22 protein-coding genes are annotated in these 26537 nt (G+C 35.1%); 18 read left to right on the forward strand and 4 right to left on the reverse strand.

Features of this window, described 5'->3' with window-relative positions; all coding sequences use genetic code 11:
- The first annotated feature begins 180 nt into the window (after nucleotides 1-180).
- The 10 genes from KHA96_RS12005 (at nucleotide 181) to tnpC (ending at nucleotide 9719) form a co-directional block, all read left to right on the forward strand.
- On the forward strand, nucleotides 181-684 hold the full coding sequence (locus KHA96_RS12005) for a sigma-70 family RNA polymerase sigma factor (protein ID WP_213129520.1): 504 nt from the start codon (nucleotides 181-183) through the stop codon (nucleotides 682-684).
- Nucleotides 685-1165: 481 nt separating this feature from the next.
- Nucleotides 1166-2260 carry a DNA sulfur modification protein DndB gene (locus KHA96_RS12010; RefSeq protein ID WP_213129521.1) on the forward strand — a complete coding sequence of 365 codons (1095 nt, stop codon included), beginning with the start codon at nucleotides 1166-1168 and terminating at the stop codon, nucleotides 2258-2260.
- Nucleotides 2253-3278, forward strand: coding sequence for a DNA sulfur modification protein DndB (locus tag KHA96_RS12015; RefSeq protein ID WP_213129522.1), 1026 nt, complete (start codon nucleotides 2253-2255; stop codon nucleotides 3276-3278). Before KHA96_RS12010 ends, KHA96_RS12015 begins: the two co-directional genes overlap by 8 nt.
- 152 nt (nucleotides 3279-3430) lie before the next feature.
- Nucleotides 3431-4000 (forward strand): competence protein ComK, encoded by a 570-nt coding sequence (locus KHA96_RS12020; RefSeq protein WP_213129523.1) that lies wholly within the window; start codon nucleotides 3431-3433, stop codon nucleotides 3998-4000.
- 378 nt (nucleotides 4001-4378) lie between these two features.
- Entirely contained in the window at nucleotides 4379-5236 is an 858-nt protein-coding gene (locus KHA96_RS12025; RefSeq protein WP_349305737.1) for a sce7726 family protein, read from the forward strand.
- A 1-nt stretch (nucleotide 5237) separates the two neighbouring features.
- On the forward strand, nucleotides 5238-6152 hold the full coding sequence (locus KHA96_RS12030; protein ID WP_213129524.1) for a sce7725 family protein: 915 nt from the start codon (nucleotides 5238-5240) through the stop codon (nucleotides 6150-6152).
- Nucleotides 6149-7228, forward strand: a complete 1080-nt coding sequence (locus tag KHA96_RS12035) for an RES family NAD+ phosphorylase (protein WP_213129525.1) — start codon at nucleotides 6149-6151, stop codon at nucleotides 7226-7228. Before KHA96_RS12030 ends, KHA96_RS12035 begins: the two co-directional genes overlap by 4 nt.
- A 285-nt stretch (nucleotides 7229-7513) precedes the next feature.
- Nucleotides 7514-7708, forward strand: coding sequence for a hypothetical protein (locus KHA96_RS12040; protein WP_213128004.1), 195 nt, complete (start codon nucleotides 7514-7516; stop codon nucleotides 7706-7708).
- Nucleotides 7705-8058: an IS66 family insertion sequence element accessory protein TnpB gene (tnpB, locus tag KHA96_RS12045; RefSeq protein WP_213128003.1), complete on the forward strand. Its 354-nt coding sequence runs from the start codon at nucleotides 7705-7707 to the stop codon at nucleotides 8056-8058. Before KHA96_RS12040 ends, tnpB begins: the two co-directional genes overlap by 4 nt.
- 89 nt (nucleotides 8059-8147) lie before the next feature.
- Complete coding sequence (gene tnpC / locus KHA96_RS12050; RefSeq protein ID WP_213128674.1) at nucleotides 8148-9719, forward strand: IS66 family transposase; 1572 nt, start codon at nucleotides 8148-8150, stop codon at nucleotides 9717-9719.
- A gap of 80 nt (nucleotides 9720-9799) precedes the next feature.
- On the opposite strand, the gene KHA96_RS12055 is transcribed toward tnpC, so the two are convergent.
- A complete protein-coding gene (locus KHA96_RS12055; protein ID WP_213129526.1) occupies nucleotides 9800-10093 on the reverse strand; it encodes a hypothetical protein in 294 nt (97 codons plus the stop codon).
- A gap of 848 nt (nucleotides 10094-10941) precedes the next feature.
- On the opposite strand from KHA96_RS12055, the gene KHA96_RS12060 reads away from it, so the two are divergent.
- On the forward strand, nucleotides 10942-11715 hold the full coding sequence (locus tag KHA96_RS12060; RefSeq protein WP_213129527.1) for a class I SAM-dependent methyltransferase: 774 nt from the start codon (nucleotides 10942-10944) through the stop codon (nucleotides 11713-11715).
- 929 nt (nucleotides 11716-12644) lie between these two features.
- Here KHA96_RS12060 and KHA96_RS12065 read toward each other — a convergent pair.
- Complete coding sequence (locus KHA96_RS12065; RefSeq protein WP_213129528.1) at nucleotides 12645-13817, reverse strand: AraC family transcriptional regulator; 1173 nt, start codon at nucleotides 13815-13817, stop codon at nucleotides 12645-12647.
- Between the two features lie 464 nt (nucleotides 13818-14281).
- On the opposite strand from KHA96_RS12065, the gene KHA96_RS12070 reads away from it, so the two are divergent.
- The 7 genes from KHA96_RS12070 to KHA96_RS12100 all read left to right on the forward strand — a co-directional run bounded on the left by KHA96_RS12070 (nucleotide 14282) and on the right by KHA96_RS12100 (nucleotide 23488).
- Nucleotides 14282-15391: a Gfo/Idh/MocA family protein gene (locus tag KHA96_RS12070; RefSeq protein WP_213129529.1), complete on the forward strand. Its 1110-nt coding sequence runs from the start codon at nucleotides 14282-14284 to the stop codon at nucleotides 15389-15391.
- Nucleotides 15392-15552: 161 nt separating this feature from the next.
- A complete protein-coding gene (locus tag KHA96_RS12075; RefSeq protein ID WP_213129530.1) occupies nucleotides 15553-16572 on the forward strand; it encodes an NAD(P)-dependent oxidoreductase in 1020 nt (339 codons plus the stop codon).
- Between the two features lie 197 nt (nucleotides 16573-16769).
- Nucleotides 16770-18032, forward strand: a complete 1263-nt coding sequence (locus KHA96_RS12080; RefSeq protein ID WP_213129531.1) for an ABC transporter substrate-binding protein — start codon at nucleotides 16770-16772, stop codon at nucleotides 18030-18032.
- Nucleotides 18033-18070: 38 nt separating this feature from the next.
- Nucleotides 18071-18955 carry a carbohydrate ABC transporter permease gene (locus KHA96_RS12085; protein WP_213129532.1) on the forward strand — a complete coding sequence of 295 codons (885 nt, stop codon included), beginning with the start codon at nucleotides 18071-18073 and terminating at the stop codon, nucleotides 18953-18955.
- Between the two features lie 89 nt (nucleotides 18956-19044).
- Complete coding sequence (locus tag KHA96_RS12090; RefSeq protein ID WP_349305738.1) at nucleotides 19045-19857, forward strand: carbohydrate ABC transporter permease; 813 nt, start codon at nucleotides 19045-19047, stop codon at nucleotides 19855-19857.
- A gap of 292 nt (nucleotides 19858-20149) precedes the next feature.
- Nucleotides 20150-21301: a Gfo/Idh/MocA family protein gene (locus KHA96_RS12095; protein WP_213129534.1), complete on the forward strand. Its 1152-nt coding sequence runs from the start codon at nucleotides 20150-20152 to the stop codon at nucleotides 21299-21301.
- 18 nt (nucleotides 21302-21319) lie between these two features.
- Nucleotides 21320-23488: an ADP-ribosylglycohydrolase family protein gene (locus tag KHA96_RS12100; RefSeq protein WP_249315481.1), complete on the forward strand. Its 2169-nt coding sequence runs from the start codon at nucleotides 21320-21322 to the stop codon at nucleotides 23486-23488.
- A 307-nt stretch (nucleotides 23489-23795) separates the two neighbouring features.
- On the opposite strand, the gene KHA96_RS12105 is transcribed toward KHA96_RS12100, so the two are convergent.
- Both KHA96_RS12105 and KHA96_RS12110 read right to left on the reverse strand, forming a co-directional pair.
- Complete coding sequence (locus KHA96_RS12105; RefSeq protein ID WP_213129535.1) at nucleotides 23796-24428, reverse strand: response regulator transcription factor; 633 nt, start codon at nucleotides 24426-24428, stop codon at nucleotides 23796-23798.
- Nucleotides 24429-24512: 84 nt separating this feature from the next.
- Nucleotides 24513-26216: a methyl-accepting chemotaxis protein gene (locus tag KHA96_RS12110; protein ID WP_213129935.1), complete on the reverse strand. Its 1704-nt coding sequence runs from the start codon at nucleotides 26214-26216 to the stop codon at nucleotides 24513-24515.
- Nucleotides 26217-26537: the final 321 nt, after the last annotated feature.

A 26537-nucleotide genomic window follows, 5' to 3' on the forward strand; every position in this document is an offset into this window, starting at 1 on the left:
ATCTTAGAATTTTTCAAATATCCCCTTGGTGAAATGACAAAAAAAAGATGTTTTTGAGAACTTTTATGTAAAAAAATTTTATTTTTAAAAAAGTATTCATTCGCTTGGATTACTTTATCGAACTATCTTTAAGGTACTCGAGAATATAAAAGAAAGCGCGCTTTCCAGGAAGGCAACAGAATGGAAAGGGAATACTTTGAAGAGGTTATCATATCGCATGAGCGGATGATTTATCATGTTATGAAATCATTAGGAATTTTTAAAAATAAGGATGAATTTTATCAAACAGGATTAATTGCTTTGTGGGAAGCCTACCAGCGTTTTGATGTAGAAAAAGGAAAGTTTTCAACATATGCATATTCGTATATAAAAGGACGAATGCAAACAAAGATGACGAAAGCGAACAAGGATGAGGATCGATACGTGTATCCAGATGAATCTTTTTGGGAGATGTCTATCGATGAAAATGGCAAGCCAGCATTGGAATTGGAGCAGTTGTATTCATACTGTAAAGGGCTAACCGCAAGGCAGGAAAAGTGGGTGATTGACACGTTCTACTTAGGATTAAGCGTTCAGGAAATTGCAAAAAAGGAAGGAGTGTCCCTTTCGGCAGTTAAAAAATGGCGAGCAGGAGCCATTCAGAAAATACGTATTAATATCGACCAAGGCAGCATTGAAAAATAGGGAAAAGTAGCTTATCAAAAGTAGATGCTAAGTAACTAAATACGCAGTATTAATATTAAATGCTCAGAAAACTGGGCATTTTTTTTAGTTTATTGAAGTTAATGCGGAAGGGTAAGGATGATAGTTCCCATCTATATTGTGAAAGATTAAGGGAAAAGTTGAGTTGTGAAAAAAATAATATTCACAAATTTTGAAAGAGCAACAATTAATTTTATACAAAAGGGAAAAAGTCGAAATAGGTTGAAAAATAAAATTTGAAGTCACTTTTTTTATATACAAGGGATAAATTATAAATCTTATTGTAATGAAAAACATAAATATAGAAGTTGCAAAATGTATTATTATATCAGTTTTGCACTATATTACAAGATTCAAGAAAAAAGAAGACAAACGAATAACAAGAAATAAAAATAATTTAAAATAATTAGACAAATAAATTTAATTGTGTATAATCTAGTTCAAAGGTAGGTGAGTACAAAGTATGAATAACGCAGGGATGGTCACAAAAATAAATGGAACGGCCTTCATGCAGTTTGAAAAAAGGGTATTGGCAACCCAAATGCCATATTCGATGCTCGAGGCAATGTTTGAGGTGGATCAAGAGGTACAAAGAAAAATAGATCCAAATCGAAGAATAGAAATTAGGGAGTTTATTCTGAAATCCCTTGAAAATAAGCAAATGTTTTATTTTTCACCATTTATCTTTTCGGCACGGAATGGGATTATAGCTGCACATGATGGTTTTGAGTTTGAACCAGGTAGTAAACTTTACATACTTGATGGACAGCATAGACAATCAGCCATTTCAAGTGCGATCGGTTATCTAAAATCGTTAAAAGAGGGGAGCGAAGAATTAGGGCAGTATGAAAAAGCAATAGAATTACAGAATCAAATAAATATGCTTAAATCGTATCCAGTATCTATGCAAATCTATTTGGATTTGGAGCAGCATGAGGAAAGACAACTTTTCACGGATATCAATACGGAGAGGAAAGAAGCTCATATAGGCCTGGTTATGCAATATGATTATCGGGATCAATATACAGAGCTTACCAGACAAGTTGCAGAGAGCCTTGTTAAAGAAATGGAAATAGAACAAAAACGATCCAGGTTAACTAATCAAAATTCAGCCATTACTTCATTGAGCATCATGCGTAAATGTCTCATTGCATTGTTTGAAGGTATATTAGCCGTTAAGTCCGGAGATCCGTATTTTCGAGGATGTAAACAAAATGAGGTTCCTGACATATCGAGAGCTTTCTTTCTAGCTTGGAAAAAGCTATTTCCAAGGAATATGTCAGATCGAAATAAATATGTAACAGGATTATCTGGAATTCAAATTGCGCTTGCCTACACAGTATTTATTCTCATTAGGCAATATTCAATCTCACACAAAGAAGCGATAAGAATGCTTGCATCTCTGAAAAAGCATTGTAGCTGGAAGCACCATGACCCCTTATTTGCACATATGTATAACCCCGCGACTGGAAAAATTGCCCATCATTCATCAACGACCGCCATCCAAAATACAGCTTTGGCCTTTATAAAGAAGATAAAGGGTGAAGGTAATGACTAAACTTTTCATTCAAAAACATCAATTGATTACAAGTTATACTATTGAAAAACTAGAAAAATTGTATACAGAAGACAAATTGAAACTTCGAGAAATCAATAAACTCCAAGTAAGGCAGATTAGACGTTACATATTGGAAAATGCCTATGATGAACGCATCTACTTTCCGCCAATTGTTGCGCATAGAAATGTAGGAGATTCATCAGATACTTTATTCATTATTGACGGAACTCAGAGAATAAGAGCATTTACTCAGCTTTATGGAATAAGTTTAAAATCTATTAATAGTGATGATGAAATAGAAGTGAAAAATGCTGCAAAATTATTAGAGATGTTAAGCAAAACTGAAGTTGCCGTGCAAATTTTTGAAGGGATGTCTGAAAAAGAAGCTGATCAAATGTATGTTGATTTTAATACTAAAGGAAAAAAGGTAGCGTTATCTAAAAGAATTGCGTTTGATTCTCGGGATGAGATTAATATTATTACAAATGGAGTTTTGCAAAATAACACGATGCTTCGTTTAGCAGGAGTTGAGATGGAAAAACGAGCTGTGGTGCGGCCTGCCAATAAAAATTTCTTATCATTGTCGCAATTAAGACAAATCATTGGCTTATTTCTAACAGGTAGAATATATGATGGGCATAAAATGAATACTGGTGATCTATCATTACATATAGATCAGTATTTAGATCTTGTTCACACATGGTTTAAGGAGTTGTTTGAATTATACCCAGTTGCTTCAATTGGTGATTATGAGGAATCAATGCTGGCAAGCTTTCCACTTTTAACAGCGGTAGCATTGTATGCGCTTACTAATACGGACAAATTATCATATGAAGAAAGAAAGTCTACGATTATCTCAAGAATGAAACGACTGAATGGAGTAGATTGGAGCCGAGGCAATCCAGTTTGGACGAGCTTTGAAGGAACGAGGAGAGGAGCGTATAAATACTTTTATTTAAACAAAAACAAGAGGAATATTGAAAGATTGGCAGAATGGTTACAGACGCAAGGGAGGTGAGGCAAGTGTGATCGTTAATACATATAAAAACCCTTGGATTGTAAGTCGTGATGGACCAAATCCAAGGGTTTTTGCGTTGGAGTATACCAACACTATCAGTATACTCCTTTTTAAGAAAAAAGAAAGAACCAAGAAAAAAAGGAGGAACGGAAATGGAAGTTAGGAATGATTATGTAATTAATACGGACGCAAAGGTGATTTTAAATCAATACGATGAGTTTGGAAGCTTATGTTCTTTAGTATTTGAAGGTGAGGATATCTATTCAGTTAAGGCAAGCCCTCTTACGATTGTTAAAAAAAGCATCGAGTATTATGGGCACAGTCTTCAAGGAGCTATTGCTGGAGCAAAAAGTGCACTAGGGAAAATAAGTATGCCACCAGTGAAAATAAGCGGGAAACTTGGCATCTATTGGTTTCCAGTTAAATCTATCATGCACGAAGACCATATTTGGATCTCAATTGATCATATCGCGGATTATTACGCGTTAAGTGACAAGACAGTAACGGTAATATTTCACGATGGCAGTGATATAGCGGTGGAAAGTAGTTATAACAGTTTTGAGCGGAAGGTAAATAGAGCACTTAAGTATAAAAACATCATGGTTAATAGAACAAACGGTGAGTCACTTAATTCAAGTAATAAATTGAAAGGGCACGGGATTGAAAGGGACCCGGCTAGGAAGCAATATAGGTATGTAAGTAGGAAGGATTATGAGAAGTGATAATTAAGAAATTAGCGTGAAGAGAGAAAAAAGGGGACAGGTAAAAAAACTACTTATTTAGTTGTCCTTCTGTACGGAATGTTAATGAAGAACAGAAGGACAACCAAAGTAAAGGTTGATGGTAATGGCGAAGTTTTACACATACCAAAATTTACGATTCTGTGAATAAGTCCATTGGAGTAAGAAATGTCCTATTGAATCTGTCTAATATTATATTAATAAAAGTGATCAAAATTGAAATTAACTAACTTTGCTAATGCATATTGTCTTAAAAATACTTAATATAATTTAAGAGATGTACGCCAATGTGTAATTCTAAACCACTGTATTAGTTACTGTATAACTGATATACTAAGTAAAATAAAACCATTTGAAAAGGTGGTAATCTTGAGTAATAATTTAATATTAAATCGCTTTTTTTCCCAAGCAACTATAAGCAAATTGATAACTACTGGATCATGCTCAGTATTTGAAGCCTGTGCTAGCAGATATTTAGATTCATCTGAACTTTATTGCAATCAAACAGTAATACAAAGTATGTATAACTTTATAAAGAAAAACTACAGAAACGAATACTTTTATAAGAACACTCTTTTTAATAAACTTTTGATAGGTAGGCATAGTTTAAACACTACCACTGCATTAACAGAACTCCCAATAAACAGTTCTATTGCCGACTTTATAATGATAAATGGTAAAGCTATTGTATACGAAATAAAGACCGAGTTGGATTCATTTGAAAGGCTAGAACAACAACTTAATGATTATTATAAAGCATTTACAACTGTATATTTAGTTACGAGTGAATCTAATGAACAGAAAGCAAAGAAAATTTTATCTAATAGTAATGTTGGTCTGATTATCCTTAATAAACGAAACTGTTTAAGCGAAAAGAAAAAAGCTTCTTCAGATTATTCTCTTTTAGAGAAAAAGGTGATGTTCAATATTTTACGTAAGTATGAATTTGAAAACATCATAACAGATAATTTTGGTTCTTTACCTCAAGCGACCCCAGTCAATTATTATCGTGAATGTTTTGCTTTATTCGAAAAAATAGAAATAGAAATTTTGTACAAGTTATTTATAAGGGAACTGAAAAAAAGGAATAAAGTTGATGTGGTAAATTATATGAGGTACGTTCCCTATGAATTACGATATATTTTTTACTTCTCAAAAACACTTCAAAAGAGATACAAAGAATTATCCAACTTTTTAATCCAATATAGGGGGATATAACATGTATTTTCCATATTTAAGGGGAAAGCAATTTGAATTAATTGCGATTCGTGAACTGGTTGAAAATGACTTGATTAATGATAATGTAGTTCCTATAATTGAACCGGTAAAATTAACATCTACTCTGAAAATTACATTGAATCGTTTTATAGAGAAAGAAAGAAAGATCGTTCTTATACTCAATCCGCAAATTAGTAAAACTACAGTTGAGGAGGATGAAGAATTCAGGAAACTTCTATCCAACGAATATATTATAAAAGGACATATAATGAATACTAATTCAGATTATGAGATTAATAGATTGATTGGTGCAGGAGTATCTTTAAGTGAGTTATTGGTAATAAATTCAGAGGCAAGCCATTTATCAAAATTCAAGACAATTTTTAAAGATGTATATCCAAGTATCACAGTGATTCCAGACGATACATTATTTAGGAGAAGTGTACCTTCTGAAAAAGTGTTATTAATGGATAGATTTCCAAAAGAAGAAAGAAATGTTGATTATAAAGATAAAGATGTATTTTTTTCCGCTGATCATTTATTTTATCAATCGGAAAGCTATAAAGGCTTTAGCGACTATTCAATAATTGGAAATAGATTTGATGAAGCCGGATTTGCACCATATGCGGTTGCTATCCATATAGTCTATTTTAATGAGGATGAATACCTAAATGTTATTAGTTTTGTTTCCGATACAAATGATGATATCAGTGATCCGGCAAATAAGTTTTATGAGGCTGTTACTTATTTGAAAAAATGGACAGCAAACAGGGAGATAGATACAGAAGGTTTACGGCAATTCATAAAACATTATGAAAATGAAACGTATCCGGGCTTAGGAACAGTAAAAAAATTATCTGTAATGCATCATCTTGAATTAATGAGTCAGTATATTGATAGGAAGCTTTTTCAATGATTTGTTGCGTTGATTGTTTTAAAGATAGTGAAATAATTGCGATCATAACGTCTCTAAATATTAGGGGGAGTTGTGAGGTTTGTTTACATGAAGATACATACATTTATGATATTGATAGAAACGATAACCTCATTTCATATTTCAATGAGTTAATAGATATCTATACTCCTATTTCTAAAATGTCTGAAGAGATGAAAGAATATAGAGCTGAATTTTCACTTTTGAAAGATGAACTTAATTCTAGGTGGAACCTATTTAATGTCGGTAGTCCAAAAGTCTACAAAATAATCACGGAAATTTGTAAAAAAAGATATGAACAAACCCCTGAAATTTTTGATGAACCTATTGGCATTGTTCAAATGTATGATAAAGAATTCAAAGAAAAAAACTCAATATTAAGAAATTATAATTGGCAGGGATTTACGGAGGAAATTAAAAATCAAAACCGTTTTCATATTAAATCATTTAATTCGGAAGTTTTTGCGAGAATAATTGAGTATGCTTCAACTACTTTTAGACGTGGAGAAATGTTTTACAGAGCTAGGCTCTCAAATCAAAGAGCTACTCCTTTCCCTCAAAAATGTATGGGAGCCCCTCCAAAAGGAAAGGCCTCAAGTGGAAGGGTTAATCCGTTGGGAATAAGTTGTTTATATTTGGCAAGTGGATTGGAAACTGCGATTAAAGAAATCAGAGCAGGCATCCACGATAATGTCTCAATTGCCAAGTTTGAACTTTTGAAAGATATTGAAGTGATTGATCTAACTCAATTAGATAAATTTAGTCCACTACTAGGATATGATCATGTATCTCATGCCATTAATAAAGAGTATTTAACACATATATCAAATGAGGTTGGAACACCATTGAAAGGAAATGACCCTAATATAGGTTATCTGCCTTCACAATATATTTGTGACCTGATTAAAAGTGAAGGAAAGAAAGGAGTAAAATACCAGAGCACGATGGACAAGGAAGAGTTCAATCTGGCAGTTTTTAATGAGGAATACTTAAGATGTACAGAAGTAGCTTTATATGAGGTTACAGAAATAAAATATAATTTTTTTAGTAAACGATAATGATTTACAGGCGAAAAATGCAAGAAATTGCAGAGGAAGCTGTCGTTTATCTGAGGAAGGTATAATTGAATAGTAGATTTATATGAAAAGACAAAAGAATTCCTAGAATCCATTCGATTCTAGGAATTTTTATATATTACTATGTCCTGGACCAAAGAAGTTGATAATAGCCATTTGTTCGATTTTTGGATTTTGTGAAGTAAGCCCGAATTCAAACAACGCATATAAATAGATCCGCACCTCCAGTAGTATTAAAATATCAATTTAAATGGAGGTGCTTTTCATATGCCGCAACAAAAACTTACCATTGTCCCCGTTACATTACATAAACAGAAGGAAAATAACCCCGCAACTGTTCCAGTAGCCCCATACTCCAATCCTACTTGCAGGATCAAAACTGGCAATACTGAAATTACCTTCTTCAACGGCGTAGATGTGCACATCATCCAAACCATCATGAGGGAGTTGAAAGATCGATGAAACAGGATTATACAAGCGTGAAAAACATTTATATCATTTGTGGTAAAACGGATATGAGAAAAGGAATTGATGGCCTGGCAACACTTATTCAAGATTCTTTCGAACTTGATCCATATGGGGATTCCATTTTTTTATTTGCAGGATGGAGTAAAGATCGCTATAAATGTTTGTATTTCGATGGTGATGGCTTCGCCATGCTTTATAAACGTTTAGATAACGGTAAACTGCAATGGCCAAAAAATGAGAAAGAAGTACGCAATCTTTCTCAACAGGAGCTACGCTGGCTCCTTGAAGGATTATCCATTCAGCAGCCGAAAGCGATTCAACCTTCATCAAAAGGAGTGTTCTAAATTCCTTAAAACTACTAACTTTATCTTTATTCCATCGTTCGAACTAGTTATAATAAAAAGAACAAAACTGAACGAATGTGGTGAATAATGTGACGAACGCTTCTTCTACGAATGAAAATCAATACGAGAAATTAATTCGGCTGCTCGAAGAGCAATTGGCTCATTCGAATCAACAAAACAAAGAGTTATCAAAACAGATTGAAGCGTTAACCGAGCAAGTTCGCCATTTAACTAAGCTTTTATATGGATCCAAAACTGAAAAAATAAAATATAACTCACCGGACGGACAAGCGTCCTTATTTGACGATGATCCGACTTTTAGCGAATCTGAGCACACAGATGAACAAAGCCAACAGACAATTTCTTATGCTGTTGTACGAAAGATTCAAAAGAAAAAACGAAATGATTCATTGCGGAGTGATGTCGAAGTAGAAGCATTTCATCATCATCCGGAAAATACTCTTTGTGACTGTTGCCATGGGCAAATGATCGAAATCGGCACTACAATCGTTCGCGAAGAAGCGGAATTTATTCCTGCAAAGATGAAGAAAGTTCAACACGTTGAACACGCATATGAATGTACTAAGTGCAAAGGAGATTCATTTCAAAAAGCGCAAATTAAACGTGGCAAAGCACCACATCCAGCTATTCAAAGGAGTATTGCCAGTCCTAGCGTACTGGCCAAAGTAATATATGATAAATTTTCACAATACTTACCACTTTACCGTCAGGTAAAGGAATGGGATCGTTATGGTCTTAATACCAATGATAAGAACCTTTCAAATTGGGTCATTCGTGCATCGCTGGATTGGCTATTACCGATTTACCTACGAATGAAGCATTTGATGATGGATAAATCGATTTTGCATGTCGATGAAACATATGGCCAAATTATTAACCGGTCCGATGGGAAATCTGGTCAAGCCAATGCCTACAATTGGGTGTATCGAAGTGTGCCAAGCCAAGGACCAATAATCACCCTGTTTCAAAGCGCATTATCACGGGCTCGCTCCGTACTTGAAAGTTTCATAGAAGGCTATTCTGGAACGATTGTTTGCGATGGTTATTCTGCTTATGGTAAGTTGGAAGGCGTTACCTTCGCAAATTGTTGGGCGCATGTTCGCCGTTATTGGCTAAAAGCTGACAGTAAAAATGGTCGCATTGGCGTGAGCTATTGTGATGATTTATATCGTCTGGAAAGGAAATTCAAACATTTGTCTCCAAGTAAGCGAAGAAAAAAACGCCAGAAATACTCGAAGCCAATTGTAGAAAAATTCCTTGATTGGGTTGAAACATCACCGTTCTACGGAAAAAACGCCCTTGGCAAGGCAGCTGAATATACCCTGAATAGAGTAAATGGACTTAAGGCGTTCTTGAATGATGGGCGCATTGAAATCGATAATAATCCAGCTGAAAACGCCATTCGCCCCAATGTTTTAGGTAGAAAAAACTGGTTGTTTAGTGTTAGTGAAGCCGGTGCGAGAGCGAACGCCATATGTTTGAGTATTGCAGAAACGGCCAAAAGTAACGGCGTTGATTTTTATGAATACATAAAGAAACTTTTGACGGATCTTCCGAACGCCGGTATTAACCAGAACCCAGAAATTTTAGATCAATACCTGCCTTGGTCAAAAATGATTAAAGCAGAATGTAGCAAATAATTGAAGTAAGCCGTATTTCGATTGAAAAAATCGGGTCATACGGCTATTTGTGATGTGTACCGGATAGGTACGCTTATTTTTTATAATTCGGGCTTACTTTGTGAATGCCAAACAGATAATTTCTGTTTTTTCATCTCAATAAATAAATTATTTACAGCCCCTTTAACAGAGCTTCTTAAACAGTTTGTCAAATTCGATCTTCTTATAGGTTCTGTTTCCATACCTACAATACTATCCTCGTCCCAATAGTAGTAACTGGCAGTTGCAAGTGTATAGTTTTCATATATATTATAAAAGATTTCAATATTCATCCCACTTAATTCAATCCAAAATACACCCCCGTCTATTGGAATATCATTCGCTTTATATAACAATTTTCTGATGTCTCCTTATCTTTTATATTTTATAAGTATTAACGTAAAAATAAAAAAGCCCCACTCTTTTAGCTGATAAAACCGTCAAGTGAGAGCATGTCTATGGTGAGTTAATTTTAATACGGTTGGTCGATGCTTGTTGATATTAACTAGTATCATAACATTATTCATTGCAATAGGATATAAAGATCAATTACTTTTATCTGCAACAAGAAGCAAAAACTCATTTAATTTTACCCTTGCTTCAGGGCTTAATGTTTGCTCTGTATTTATTGTTGTATTAAATCAGCAGTTTCCTTTGTAAATGCATGAGGTGTTTCGTGAATTGGGCAGAAGGACAATGAATCCAATCGACATAATCAATTATTATAAAAGTTATGATTTTTAACATTACGGATACAAATAAGAAATACATGTTAATAATGAGTTTGATGTTTCTTTATGATTGTTAAGTATAATACGGAGACCAGATATAACCGGGGTATAAGGATGTTAAAATGTAGGATATTTTGCGGACTTAATCTCGATTTAACTTTATAAATCAAGATATAAATTAGTATTAGAATTATAAAATCAATTCAATCCATATTTAAATTTTTTATATAGTAATTTTAGTAACTACTCGACCTCCAAGAGTAGTCAAATATTAACTGTTTGAAGAGATCCGATCCCGATCTGCAGTATACTAATGGAGCTTTGATGAATAAGGCAGGAAATATGAAACTCGTACCGAATTAATCATTATACTTGGAACAATGGGGTCATAAAGGTATTACTATACTTGTTGATGTTAATTGCACTTGATCAGTTTTTGAATAGTTCCTTTAATGACATTCCGGAGGTGCATTGTGAAAGAATCAGTGATTAAGTTTTATGATGACTTTTCAGAAGATTACCACCTTATTTACTTCGATTGGGACGGTGCGATAGTACGTCAAAGTAAGATTTTGAATCGGTTAATAAAAGATAACCTACCTCATTTAAATAACTGTCCAATCTCACTCCTAGACTGCTCCTGTGGCATAGGTACACAAGCGATAGGATTAGCAAAAAAGGGGTATATAGTTACAGCAACTGACATAAGCCCTGCTTCAATTAAGAGGGCTGAACAAGAGTCCGAGTCACGCGGGGTCAAAATTACCTTTGGTGTTGCTGATTTTCGTTCCTTGAAGGAGGATGTATCCGGAGAATTTGATGTTGTTATATCAGTTGATAACGCCATTCCCCACCTTCAATCTGACGATGATCTACAATTAGCCGGCCAGAATATGTATTCAAAATTACGCCAAGACGGCTTATTGGTTATTTCAATAAGGGACTATGACGCGCTATTACAAGATAAACCGCGTGCCACTCAGCCAAGTGTCTTTGATAACGGGAAACGGATAACATTTCAGGTGTGGGATTGGCAAGATAACTCAAAAACGTATACTGTAAATCAATTTATGATTCAAGACATTAACAATCAGTGGGAAACAAAACATTTTTCAACAAATTATCGTGCCCTTAAACGACAAGAGCTTAGCACAATTCTAATTTCCAGTGGATTCACTGATGTCAGGTGGCACATGCCAGAGGAATCGGGCTTTTATCAGCCAGTGGTTACTGCGCGTAAACGGTGAATATAAGATAGATTTTGTGTCGTCTAGGTGTATTAAATACAGTTCGATAAAATAAGTATTGGTAAATTAATGTTTTAATAAATATCGTTTTTAAAAATTCAAAACTATAAATTATTTATATGGTCTAAATGAAAGTTGAAAATAATCTAAGTCGATCAAGGTGGAGTAATTAATGAATATCCAATTGAAATAATGAAACTTGAATCTCAAGATTCTAATTTATAGAAATTTGAACAGCTTTAGAGTGCTTACCAAAGGCCCATCAGCTACTGCTGCATATTCAGATCATGAATGGCATTATCAAATGAAACAATGTTGGCACATGCTTGGGTCAAGGCATTGTGCAAAGCATGTCTCGTAAAGGAAACAATTATAAAAAACACCCAACATTAGATTTTCTATAAACTCTTAAAAAAAGCTGGTATCGTGGTGAAAATAAAATTGCATATTACTTTATGCAAAGTGAAGATGGGATCATAAGAATAAATAACGATGAAGAAAAGAATTATCAATTACACAAGATTTAGTTGAATGAAAGTTTTTAAAAACGTTTGGGGCAGTACAAGGTTCCGCCCCCGGAATCCCCCAGTTTAAAATCCTTTAACTTCTCTTCTTTCACACAGTCACAGCATAGCTACTTGCCATTGAAAGCCACTCACGATACATTGCCTGAGATGGAAATGTGGGAAAATGTTATTTTTCATTTTCCCATATTTAATTTCTAAACTTTTTTTAAAAACTATCTTTCTATCAAGCTTCATAAATCTAGTAGATATTCATTAAAAAGGAAGCTAGGCAGCCATTTCAAAGTGTTCTTACTATAGAAAAGTGGTTCATTTTTTAAAATTATAAAGATTGTTTCTCAGCATGGATTCGCATTGTAAGTAGCTAGGGATAATAGTTACGTTAACGTTGAAAAGTAGATATTATTATTGGGATTTTCTTCTATATTCACTTGGAGACATATTTATTTCCCTCTTAAATGCAACACTTAAATATTCTGTATGCTTAAAACCTGCTCGTTCAGCAATTTCATAAAGTGGTAAATCGGTCTCCGTTAAAAGCTGTTTAACAAATTTAAGTCTAACTGATATTATTTCTTCGTGCGGTGTTCTCCCAAGTCTTTTTCGAAACCTGTCTTCAAATATCCTACGTGAAAGTGGGGTAACCTCTAATAAATCTTGCACTGTAATACCATCACAAGCATGATTACGAATAAAATTAAGGGCGTCTGCAATAACTTTGTCATCAATGGCCAAGACATCAGTTGACTGGCGCGTTTTGATTCCTAATGGCTCAATTAGATATTTTTTGTTTTCGAAACTATTTCCATCCATCATTTGATCTAACAGGAAAGCTGCTTGATATCCTGTTTTTAATGAGTTTGGAATAACACTAGATAATGGCGGCTGTGCTAGTTCACAAAGTAATTCATCATTGTCTACACCGATTACGGCAACCTCATCCGGAACTGAAACTTTTGCAATTCGACAAGCTTCTAGTAACTGCTGGCCTTGCGAATCAAAACAAGACATAATGCCAATTGGTTTTGGTAGAGTTTTTACCCAATGTGCCATCTCTTTTCTCTCTACATATCGAAATTTATCTTGATGGGAATACGAATCAAACGAATAACATGGAAATCCTAAATCTTGTATGTATTCTTTAAAATGTAAACTACGCTGATCCGACCAGCTATATCTGGAATTCCCACAAAAACCAAAGTATTTGAAACCTCTCTCTATTAAATGATCCGCAGCCAATTGGGCAAAAGACATATCATTAGTTTCTACAAACGGTAAATCTGGAAGTAATCGCGCAGCGCTCAAGTCAACGGTAGGCAGATTAATTTTAGAAATATAATCTGCAATATGTTCATTTTCTATACGTGCTATTATTCCATCGCCTTCCCAGTTGAGCAGCCAAGTTAAATCTGTATTAGACCTCCCATATTCTCCTAAATAGACAGACCATCCTCTGTTCTCACGAATATATTTTCTAATTCCAAATAATAATCCTCTGGCATATTCGTTTGAAGTTTCAATTATTAATGCGACTTGTTTTCGATTTTTTAAGTTAGAAATATAATTATCCTTCGTCAAATTTTTCAAATCCCTCTTTCCATATTATGTTTACTGATTCAATTATATTGAATATATCAATTATAAATAAGGGATTCAACAAATTAATCAAATGTAAAATATCTCAATTTGTAATATAAGAAATCTCATAGACTAACAAAAAAACATCAGATATACTCTGAAAGAAAAGGAGATTTTAGAATATTTCAAATAGAAAAGTGGGGAAGGAGGAGAATGAGTGTAAAAAAACATATGCTTTACGGAGTTATCTTCCCTTATTATACTGGCCATCTTCATTTAATGGCCCATTGACTGATTTTTGGTACTATGAGCAGCTGTTGAAAAGAATAATAAGGTTAATAAGAATTAAATGTTCATCAATCATTAAATCAATAATTTAAAAGGGTAGTTGATTTGATCAATGATATCTTAAGTAACTTTGGAATTTTTAAAGAAATAATACTGTTTTTTAGGAGGAATGTGATATGGGAAACGAAAAAAGGATAAACATAGCAATCGTTGGTCTAGGATTCGGTGCCGAGTTTATTCCGATTTATCAAAACCATCCCAATGCTGTAATGTATGCAATCTGTCAAAGAAATGAAGAAAATTTAAACAAAATTGGGGATCACTTTAATATTGAAAAACGTTATTACAGTTTTGAGGAACTATTGGAAGATGATCAAATAGATGCTGTTCATATAAATACCCCCATACATTTGCATGCTAAGCAAAGTATTGCTGCATTAAAGGCTGGAAAACATGTAGCGTGTACAGTACCGATGGCCACCACAGTTGAAGAATGTCGGCAAATTGTAGAGGCGCAGCAAGCCTCGGGAAAAAAATATATGATGATGGAGACCGCTGTATATACAAGGGAATTTTTATATGTAAAAGAGTTGAAAGATACTGGGAAACTCGGAAGAATCCAATTTTTACGAGGAAAACATCAACAGGAAATGGCAGGATGGCCAGGATATTGGGAAGGGTTGCCTCCTATGCATTATGCCACACATGCAATTTCACCCTTATTAGCCCTTGCTGAAAGTGAGGCTGAATATGTATCCTGTTTTGGCTCCGGGAAAATAGCGGATAATCTTAAAGAAAAATACGGATCTCCATTCGCAGTTGAAACTGCTTTATTTAAAATTCGTAATTCGAATTTGGCGATGGAGGTTACAAGGTCCCTTTTTGAAACATCAAGAGAGTACATAGAGAGCTTTGACGTTTATGGTGAAAAGGCTAGTTTTGAATGGCAGCAATTGTTGAGTGAAAATCCTATCGTTTTCATTGGTGAAGATGGCAAACGAGTAAATGTACCTGATTATGCATACTTATTACCTGAATCTATCCAACGTTTCACAACAGAGGGTGTATACGATTCAAAGGGAAATCAGCATTTATCTTTCACTCAAGGAGGAGGTCATGGGGGATCCCATCCGCACCTTGCACATGAATTTGTTATGAGCATCATTGAAAATCGATCTCCTTTACCTGATGTTTATACATCTGCAAATTGGACTTGTGCAGGGCTTTGTGCACATGAATCAGCTATGATGAACGGCAAACACGTTCCATTACCTGTATTTAAATAAAACGGTGCCATTTTTCATGAATGAAGAACATTCAGTAGTGTGATTTTATTTTAATTTTTATAAAAAAGTAATGATCAAATAAATGTTGGCGTTTTCAATAAAATAATTCAAATATATAAATATTGATTTTACGTCGGAAAATTTAATATAGGAGGAGTTTTATGAGAACTGTATTAGTTGTACATCCTGATTTTGATGAAGTATGGCCCTTTGCAGCTGATCATTTTCGAAAAGTAATGGAAAGGCTAGGAGAAGTTGAGTTTTACCGTATAGATGATAGTGATGAGAGAAGTATTGTGGAAATAATTCCAAATCCAGAAAGTGTTGCACGATTGATTTCTCTAAGTGTTCCAGTAACAAGCAACGATATCCAACTGTTTGGCTCTTTAAAGGAGGCTGTAATTACACACGGGTATGGTAGTCAATTATCAGATGAGTGCAAGGAACAGCTCGAGCAAAAAGGAGTACGTATTTATAACCAGCCTGGTGAAGGATTCTGGGGTCAGTCAGTATCGGAATTTGCTCTTGGATTAACTATTTGTGGCTTAAGACGCATCCCGCAAACACATCATGAGATAATTACAAGCCTGGATCCATGGGACTATAACCCCCCTGAAAATAGAGGACGTCCTAGTGCTAAAGGACAACAATTTGGAGATAACGCTAATTTCTCAAATGGTACGATACAAGGCAAAAGAGTTCGTATAGTTGGTGCAGGAAATATTGCTAGTCGCTATGCAAGTTTCGTCAACTTTTTGGGGGCTGATGTCGCTAGTTGGGATCCCTATGCTAGTGAACCGTGTTTTCATCGTTCAGGTTCCCGAAAAGAATGGCATTTAGAGGAACTTGTAAAAGATGCGGAAATTTTTGCCCCTATGGTGCCATTGACTAAATCTACAGAAGGATTAATCACTGCAGATCATATACGGGCGTTGCCAAATGGTTGCTTAGTCATCCTTGCTACTAGGGCAGGGATATGTGATGTGCCGACTTTAAGGGAGAGAGTATTAGCTGATGAATTAAGTTTAGCGGCGGATGTTTTTGATATTGAACCACTTCCACTTAATGATCCATTGCTAGGTAGACATAATGTAGTTCACACCCCGCATAATGCCGGGCGGACTATTGATGCCAATAGACTTTGGGCAGATAAATTAGCAGAACAATTTTTACCTCTATGATCTGATGAAATAATTTTTAAGCAAACTAGGAAACTATGTTGAGGAAATGCTGAAAATAATTCAGACATTAGATAACGTAAAGGAGGATTTGAACCGAAAAGATAATTTGTATTGCCTACTTTGGAAACGGTTACTTATTGATTTAGGCAAAGCTTCATATATCTGCAGTATAAAAAAGGGACTTGGGAGGAATAGCAGTGAAAAGACTAATATTTGGCACCTTCTTGTTGATTGTTGGAATCTTTCTATCCGCTTGTGGTTCTGATAATACCACTGGCGAGAAAGACGGAAAAGTTGTAATACAAATGGCTGTAAGTGGAAGTAATGCTGAAATAAAAATAAGAGAGGATACCGCAGATGCATTTATGAAGGAAAACCCAAATATAGAGATAGAATGGGTTGACCTTGGTGATCAACGTTTTGAGAAGACTTTGACCCTGATATCAGGTGGAAATTCTCCAGACATCTTATACCTAAATGAGTGGGTACCAGCTTTAGCCAAGCGTGATGTATTAATGCCGTTAGATGATTTAATGACTGCTGACTCAGAGTTTAATATAGACGATTTTTATGAAGGATTGATTGATGGAAATCGATATAAAGAAAACATTTATGCACTTCCTCAAGAGGTTTCTCCAATGATTATGTATTACAATAAGGATCTTTTTGATGAAGCAGGGGTCCCATATCCAAATGATAATTGGACTCAAGAAGAGTTTCTCGAGACTGCTATGAAACTTACAAACCCTGAGAAAAAACAATATGGATTTCGTTTAGATTATTGGTATGGTCAAACCCTTGGATGGGTTTATAGAAATGGAGGCAATATATTAAAAGAAGATGGCACAAAAACTGGACTTGATTCTATTGGTGCTCTTAAGGCATTCGAATTCCTGAATGAAATTGTGAAAAAAGGAATATCACCTAATCCGGCTGAAATGGAAGCAGCGGGTCAAGGTGCTGATGCTCAATTCAGAAACCAGCAAGTGGCGATGTTTAGTGCAGGATTATGGATGTTGCCACCATTTAAAGACGAGCCGCTTAATTTTAATTGGGATGTTGTTTCTATGCCTAGAGCTGAAAATCAAAATGTAACAGCAGGGATATTGAATTGGGGAATCTCCAAGCAAACAAAGCATAAAGAAGAAGCATGGAAGGTTCTGAAATATTTTGTTGGCCATGAAGGGATGAAGATAGTAGCTGAAAGCCATATGGCATTACCAGGATCAAAGGATGAGGCTGCAAATCAGATAATTATAGATTCAGGGTTTCCTGAAAATGTAAAAGCATTTGTAGATAGTGCTCCAAATGTAGTAATGGACGGATTTACAAGTCCATACACCACTGAAATTTCAGAAACAATGGGTCCGGAAATAGAAAAAATGTTACTAGGCAACCAGACTCCAGAAGAAACTCAGAATATTTTAGTAGAAAAGATAGATGCTATATTAAGTCAGTAAAATATAAAAAACATAATTTTAAATAAGGTGGTGAAGGGATGCCGACATTGCGTGCTATTACGAATAAGGAGTCATTTTGGGGGTATGTTTTTATTACCCCCATTATGATAGGTTTCTTTTTATTTATGTTATATCCATTGCTTGCTTCTCTATCTCTTAGTCTAACAAAATCAGATGGAATTACCCCAGCTACTTTTATAGGAATAAAAAATTATCAAATGCTAATAACGGATGAACGATTTATTAATTCCTTGTTGGTTACATTAGTTTATGTCGTAGGTACTGTTCCGATGGGGGTAGCATTAGCTTTATTGGTTGCGTTGCTGCTGAATCAAAAAATTCGATTTATTCATTTATATAGGACCGCATACTTTATTCCTTACATTACTTCTATGGTGGCAGTTGCCACTGTATGGAAGTGGCTCTATAACACAGACTATGGACTTATTAACGGTTTCCTATCTCAATTAGGATTATTTGAGCCGCCATGGTTATCTAAACAAGGATGGGCAATGCTTTCTATAATCATTATGAGTATTTGGAAGGGCCTTGGTTTTAATTTAGTTATCTTTTTGGCAGGTTTGCAAAATATTTCTCCATCCATGTATGAAGCCGCGAAAATAGATGGTGCTAATGCTTTTCAAAGATTCTTTTATATTACAATTCCATTATTACGGCATACGACATTGTTTGTTATGGTAATGGCGATTATAGGTTCTTTTCAGGTATTTGATCAAGTTTTCGTTATGACAAATGGCGGTCCAGCTAATTCGACTTCAGTCATAGTTTACTATGTATATCAAAATGCTTTTTTATTTTTTAAACAAGGTTACGCATCTGCAATGGCTTACGTTTTATTTGCAATCATCTTTGTTGCCACATGGATTCAACTAAAAATTTCCAATAGGAAAGATGTGATATAGGGGGGAGATGCTACATGAATAAAGTTCTTAAAAGTGAACGCGATTCCATCATTTTATTAAAAAGAAATCAGGGAGTTAATATTAAAAAGGTGATTGCAAAAATACTTTTGCATTTCTTTCTAATCGCTTCATCTTTTATTATGATAATTCCTTTTTGGTGGATGATATCAAGTTCTTTAAAATCAACAAATGAAATGTTCATGTTTCCGCCAACATGGATTCCAGCTCAAATAATGTGGGAAAACTATATTTATATGTTTGAAAGTGCCCCTTGGGGAATTTATTTCTTCAACTCATCAAAAGTAACAATTTTAGTTGTTATTGGTCATTTGATTGTAAGCTCTATGGGGGCTTATGCATTTGCGAGGCTAAAGTTTCGGGGAAGGAATATTCTATTCTATTGCCTATTGGCAACAATGATGATTCCCTACCATGTTACAATGATCCCAACATTTAAGTTATTACGTCTTTTGGGATGGCTAAATACTCATTTTGCATTAATTATCCCTCCACTATTTGGAGCATTTGGCCTGTTTTTATTACGACAATTTTTCTTGAGTATTCCCAAGGATTTGGAGGATGCAGCAAGAATAGATGGTGCGAGTTATCCTAGAATTTTTATCAATATAATTTTGCCGATTTCTTTACCCGCTTTAACAACGCTAGCTATTTTTACATTTATGGGACAATGGAATGATTTCTTGGCACCATTGATATACATCAATGATGATCATTTAAAGACACTGACACTGGGGTTAGCGACATTCCAAGGAACCTATACCACCCAATGGAATTACATGATGGCTGGTGCATTTATTGTTTTGCTACCTATTATAATCATTTATATTTTTGCCCAACGTTACTTTATTGAAGGCGTAATGATGAGTGGACTAAAGGAATAATAGCAATTTAGCATCGGTTTATAGTAATTGCAAGGTAATAGCATCAGTTATCGATAAAAGGAATTACTATTCTATACCTATCTACAGTGACTTGGGTTACTGGTTTTACTTGGAATATTGACAGTTCAGTAGTTATTGATTAGGTGTCAACATCCCTTATCAAATTTTATTAAGCTATATGAAAGTGAAAGATTCTATTAAGATGTTGATTATCTGTGCCCTATACTTACTTACACTTTCGATAGTTGGATATGTGTAAAGTATGAAATATAAGGGGAGGAAAAAAGAAAATATGGTGGAGAAAAAAGTTAACATTGCCGTCGTCGGTTTAAACTTTGGAGCACAATTTGCTCCAATCTATCAATTACATCCTGATGTAGAAGTGGTAGGCATCTGTGATACAAATGAGGATTTATTAAATGAATATGGAGATAAATTTGGATTTAAAGAACGTTATACTAGTCTTGATCAAGTTCTAAACTCTGGTAAGTATGATGCGGTTCACTTATTGACACCGATACATTCTCATGCTCGGCCAACTCTAGATGTGTTAAACGCAGGGTTGCATTGTGCCTGTGCTGTTCCAATGGCTACTGCTCTTGAGGAGTTAGAAGCCATAGTCGAGGCTCAAAAAATAAGTGGAAAGAATTATATGATGATGGAGACAGCAATATATACATATCAATATCTCCATGCTAAAGAAATGAAATCTAAAGGAGAGTTCGGGCAAATCCAATTTTTGAGGGGAGCACATTATCAGGATATGGAAAACTGGCCGGATTATTGGATGGGTCTACCACCTATGCATTATGCAACTCATGCCATTGCACCTCTACTTGCTATTAGTGAAGCACGTGCAATTAAGGTTCACTGTTTTGGCTCGGGGAGTATGAGAGAAGAACTTCAGCAGCAATATAATAACCCTTACCCGATTGAAACGGCCATATTTCAATTAGATAAAGAAAATTTATGTGCTGAGGTTACTCGTTCCTTATTTAATACTGCTAGAGATTATATGGAAAGCTTTAATGTTTATGGTGAAAATTCTTCCCTAGAGTGGCATATCGAACAGGAACCTCTTCATTTGTTTCAAATGGGCCCACTTCCTCAGGAGGGGTGGAGAAAGATTCAACATAAGGAAGTTAGGGCGGTCGCGCGACCTGAATTACTGCCAACGGAAATTTCTAAATATATGGAACATCACGATCACCTTGAAGAAAATAATCCACATATTTCTGTCCTTCAGGGCGAAGCGCATCACGGATCCCATCCACACCTTGTACATGAATTTATAAGAAGTATCGTTGAAAAGAGAAAGCCGTTTGTGGATGCGGTAACAGCGGCTAATTGGACTGCCGCAGGCATTTGCGCCCACGAATCTGCCATGAATGGCGGGGTGGGAGTTGATATTCCTGTCTTTGAAGGGAGTCCTTTGACGAAGTAAAAGAAGGAGGGAAATAAATTGGAAAAGGTAGCAGAGAAGTTAAACCGATCTTATATAATACCAGATGACTATATTGAAAAAGTTTACGCTGGGTGGTTAGGGAAGGTTATTGGGGTTCGTCATGGAGCAAATATTGAAGGATGGACATACGAACAAATAGAAAGAGCGTTTGGTGATATTACAAACTATCCACATGATTTTAAAAATTTTGCAGCTGATGATGATACGAACGGCCCTGTTTATTTTCTTCGAGCTTTAGAGGATTACACTCACACTCGTGAGATAACAGCTGAACAAATAGGCAATACCTGGCTCAATTATGCCCCGGATGGTCATGGATTTTACTGGTGGGGTGGTTATGGAGTGTCAAGTGAGCATACCGCTTATATGAACTTAAAAAATGGAATTCCGGCTCCACAATCGGGATCTATTGAACAAAATGGTGCAACTATAGCTGAACAAATCGGTGGGCAAATTTTTATTGATGTATGGGGATTGATTGCTCCAAATCAACCCGAATTGGCCGCAGAGTATGCTGCAAAAGCTGCTAGTGTTTCGCATGATCGGAATGGAATTTATGGTGGTCAATTCATAGCAGCATGTGTAGCAAAAGCTTTTTCAGAAAAAGACATTGGTAAAATTATTGAAACTGGTTTAAGCGTTATTCCAGGGGACTCCGAATATACAAGAATGGCAAGAGCTATAATAAATTACTATGAAAAGAATCCGGAAAATTGGAGAGATTGTTTTAAATACGTAAAAGCTAACTTTGGCTATGATCGTTATCCTGGAGTCTGTCACATTATCCCAAATAGTGCCGTAATCGTTCTATCATTATTATATGGAGAAGGAGACTTCTCAAAGTCAATCAATATTTGTAATATGTGCGGTTGGGATACCGACTGTAATGTGGCGAATGTAGGAACGATTATGGGTGTTAGGAATGGATTAGAAGGGATTAGTCCTCATTGGAGAGAGCCTATCAATGATTTTCTATGCTGCTCAGGTGTGATTGGAACACTCAATATATTAAATATACCTGAATATGCGCTTTATACTGCTAATTTAGGGTATAAAATAGCCGAGGAAAAGCCTAATCAATTATGGAGCAAGATTATAGCAGGTAAAACACCAACTTTTCATTTTCAATTGCCTGGATCGACACATGCATTTCGTACAGATGCAGTTGCAAATACAAAAGGATCTTTAATGAAAACTGTAAATACCGAGGAAACAGCGAAGACAGGTACCCGCTCATTAAAATTAACCATTGATCGAGTAAGGGCAGGAAATCCTTATCACCTTTATCATCAAACATATTATCGTCCAGATGATTTTAATGATAGTAGGTATGACCCCGAATTTTCCCCAATACTCTATCCGGGTCAAACAGTTACAGCAACAGTTAGTCAGTCAAAAGAAAACCATGTTGGGGCTAGAGCGCGTCTTTATGTGAAAGATGGCAACCATAACCAATTACATTATGGGGAATGGTATGATCTTCCAGGAGATGAATGGATAGATTTGAGCTTTAATACACCATATATGGAAGGTGCTTGTTTGGAAGCAGCGGGAATTGAATTTATAACATTAGAATCCTTATATTCTCCTGCAGTCTTTTATTTAGATTGCATGGATTTAACGGGGACCCCCCATTACAAGCTTCTATTTGAAAAGGAAAGACTCGAAAAGTGGACTTTTCTTCGTGAATCGGTAAGCCAGTTCACACATTTACGTGGACTCTGGACATTAGAAAAAGGGGAATTAAGTGGTAGTTACTCAGGTGAACCCGCTGAATGCTATACAGGGGATTTGAAATGGAAAGATTATTCCCTTGAAGCAAGTGTGATTCCAAAACTAGGAGATGATCATCGTGTACTCTTCCGTGTTCAGGGAGGTATTCGTTCCTATGCAGTAGGATTAACATCAAACAATACTATCACTTTATTTAAAAACAATAATGGATATGAAGTATTAGCTACTGCAGATTATTATTGGGAAAATGATAAGGAATACATTTTCAATATAAAAATTGTTGAAAACAAAATTTCTGTTTCCATCAACGAAAACCATTTAATAAGTTTTGAGGATACACAATCACCATATCTCACAGGTCAAATTGGATTTGGTAATTCGAATGGCAGCCATACACATTTTAAATGTTTTACTGTACAAGGTATTATTTGAATTTTAGGGAAAGTTAAATTAGGTAATTTTGGAATTTGACCTTCAGATATTGATCAAATCAATCATTAAACAGACAGGCTTCAGAGTCTGGTTGAAGATATGATTCGAAATGCCCAATTAATAATGGTTCAATTAACGCTGCAACAATGGAACAACTAATTGCTAACAGAATCTCCTTTAGCTCTACTAATCTTCTACCGAATAATAAAAAACTGTGTAAGTAAGAAACCGTACGCATTCCTTACTTACACAGTTAATTTACACTCCAAGAAACCTTATGGGATCGAAAATATCATTCGCTTATTCTTTATAAAAAAATCCACTTATTTTTGATTGCTAAAACTGCTGCACTTGTTCTATCTTTTACATGTAATTTTTTTAGAATAGATCCAATATGATTTTTAACCGTTTTACTTGCAATATTTAAATGCTCACTAATACTATCGGTATTTTTTCCGTGGACTATTTGTTCTAATACATCCCATTCTCTTTTTGATAAAAGCTTCTTTGGTCTCTTAATTTGTTCTTTATAGATTTTTTTATAACTTTGAAATAGATTCGGAACAAATGCTGGGTGAATATATTCAATCCCATTTGATATACTATTGATACCAATTTGTATTTCCTTTGTATTCATCCCTTTAAGAAAATATCCATGCACATTCATTTTGAACAATTCTGGAAGATGCTTCACTTCATTTTTTGATATCCATAATGCAATTATGACATTATGTCCTTGATGTGACTCGATTACTTTACATATGTTGATATTTGAGTTTAATTCCAAGATTAATAGTTCAGGAAGATTTCCAGCATGTAATGAACGTATTTTCTGTACGGATATATTTTCATCTTTCCCTGATTTAAGAAGATCTATCAAAAATGGCTGGGTATGATTGGGACGATTCTCTATATTCTCTTTGTCTAAAACACTCCCCATTATAGCTTCACCTTTTTTCATATTGAATTCGGTATTTATTATTTGGATTAAGATGTAACTTTGTTGATTATTACTTCACAAAAATTATAATTGAAATTTATTAACTTGCATGTTTAATTCTTCCGCTAGGGATGCAAGTTCCTCTGCACCTGCAGCGATCTCTTCCATTGAACTGCTTGACTGTTGAGCTGATGCTGCGGCTTGTTCTACACCAGCAGCTGATTCTTCTGCTACAGCAGCAACTTCTTCAATGGATGCGTTCATTACTCCACTGCTTTCCCTTAATTCCTTAAGATTTACGGAGATGTTCTGCACCTTGCCAACCATATCCGTAACGGACTCATTGATATTTGCAAATGTTTGTCCAGTAAGACTTATTTGATTTGTACCTGCTTCTACTTCAACATAGCTCGATTGTAATGATTGGACTGCTTCTTCCGATCCACTGATAATTCCACTAACTATAGTAGTAATTTCATTCACAGAGGTAGATACTTGTTCCGCTAATTTTCGAACTTCCGATGCCACTACAGCAAAACCTTTTCCTTGTTCTCCGGCTCTTGCGGCCTCAATTGCAGCATTTAAGGATAATAGATTCGTTTGATTAGCAATTTCTTCAATTACTTGAACTAGATGTGAAATTTCTTTTGTTTGACTATTTAATCCTTTAACATTTTCAACTGCCAACGTAACTTTTTGGTGGATGTTTTCCATTTGTACGACTGATTGATCCATTAGGATTCGGCCTTCTTCGGTCATTTCTAATACTTCATCGGATGTTTTGACAACATCCTCTCCGTTGTCGTTCGCTTCTATGATTTTAGCATTAAAATCTTCCATCGTTTCAGTTAGGGACGCTGCACTATTAGCTTGAGATTCGGCACCAGATGACAATTCTTGCATAGTTGCTGCGACCTGTTCTCCCCCTTCTTTCACTTCGTTAGCTGATTGAGTAAATTCTTCACTTTGGCTAGCGATGGTTTTGGAAGCATACGAAACATTTCTAATCATATCTTTTAAGGCTGCTTGCATTTGGTTCATCGCATCCGCAAGTCGTCCAATTTCATCTTTAGATTTTACTTTTAAAGCTTCTTGCGTTAAATTTCCTTGAGCTAGGTGTTCCATATGATTCGATACCATATTAATTGGTTTAGCGATATTACTTGAGAATAGCCAAATAATTAGAGTACCAAGCAATAACGCCACACCGATAATGATTACCATTAAGTTGAGTATTTCTTGGGCAGGTTTGTTGAAGTCCATCATGTAAGTACCGGAAGCAACAACCCATCCCCAATTAGGGTCTAATTTGGAATAGGCTAATTTAGGTTCTATTTGATTTTCCTGACCAGGTAAAGGCCAAGTATAGTAAGAAAAACCCCCACCTTCTTTTGCACTTTTAATCATTTTCTGAACAAATTTTTCTCCGCTCGAATCTTCACTTTCCCAAGTGTTCTGGCCTTCAATTGATGGGTGAGCTATATCGACTCCATCCTGACTTAACACAAATAAATATCCATTCTCACCTAAATCAATATTTTGGTTAATAGGGCGGGTTCCGTCAGCCATTTTTTCACCTAAAATGGCAATCTTTACTTTTTCTTGTGCTTCTTCTAATGAAAGATTTCCTTTTTCTACTTCTTCGTTCATATTTTGAATCATTAATATAGTCATTTCCACGCTGTTTTTTAAATTTATCTCGCCAAGGTTATCTAAGCTGTCATTGCTTTTTTCATAGGCAAATAATCCACTAACAACCATAGGGATAGATAAAAGTAGGAAAGACATAACGATCAGTTTTGTTTTTATAGTGGATGATAATAATGTAAATAATTTCAATTAAAAACACCTTCTCTTAATATTTTTCACATGGCAATTATATTAGTGTTCTATTTAATCTTCTTTCATATTAGATTCAAAATCGATAAACATTTTCGAGAAATAAAAACATAACGCTCCTTTCATTTTGTTTTACATTCTTAACAAAAAAACAGTAAGGGAACACTAGTAATTGCACTTAAGTTGAAAATACTAATGTTACTGCTTATTACCTAGTACGAAAGTAATGTTATAACAAATTTTTACCATTTTCAACATATTTTTACTTAT

Source organism: Bacillus sp. FJAT-49711 (assembly GCF_018343715.1).
GTDB lineage: Bacteria > Bacillota > Bacilli > Bacillales > Bacillaceae_C > Lederbergia.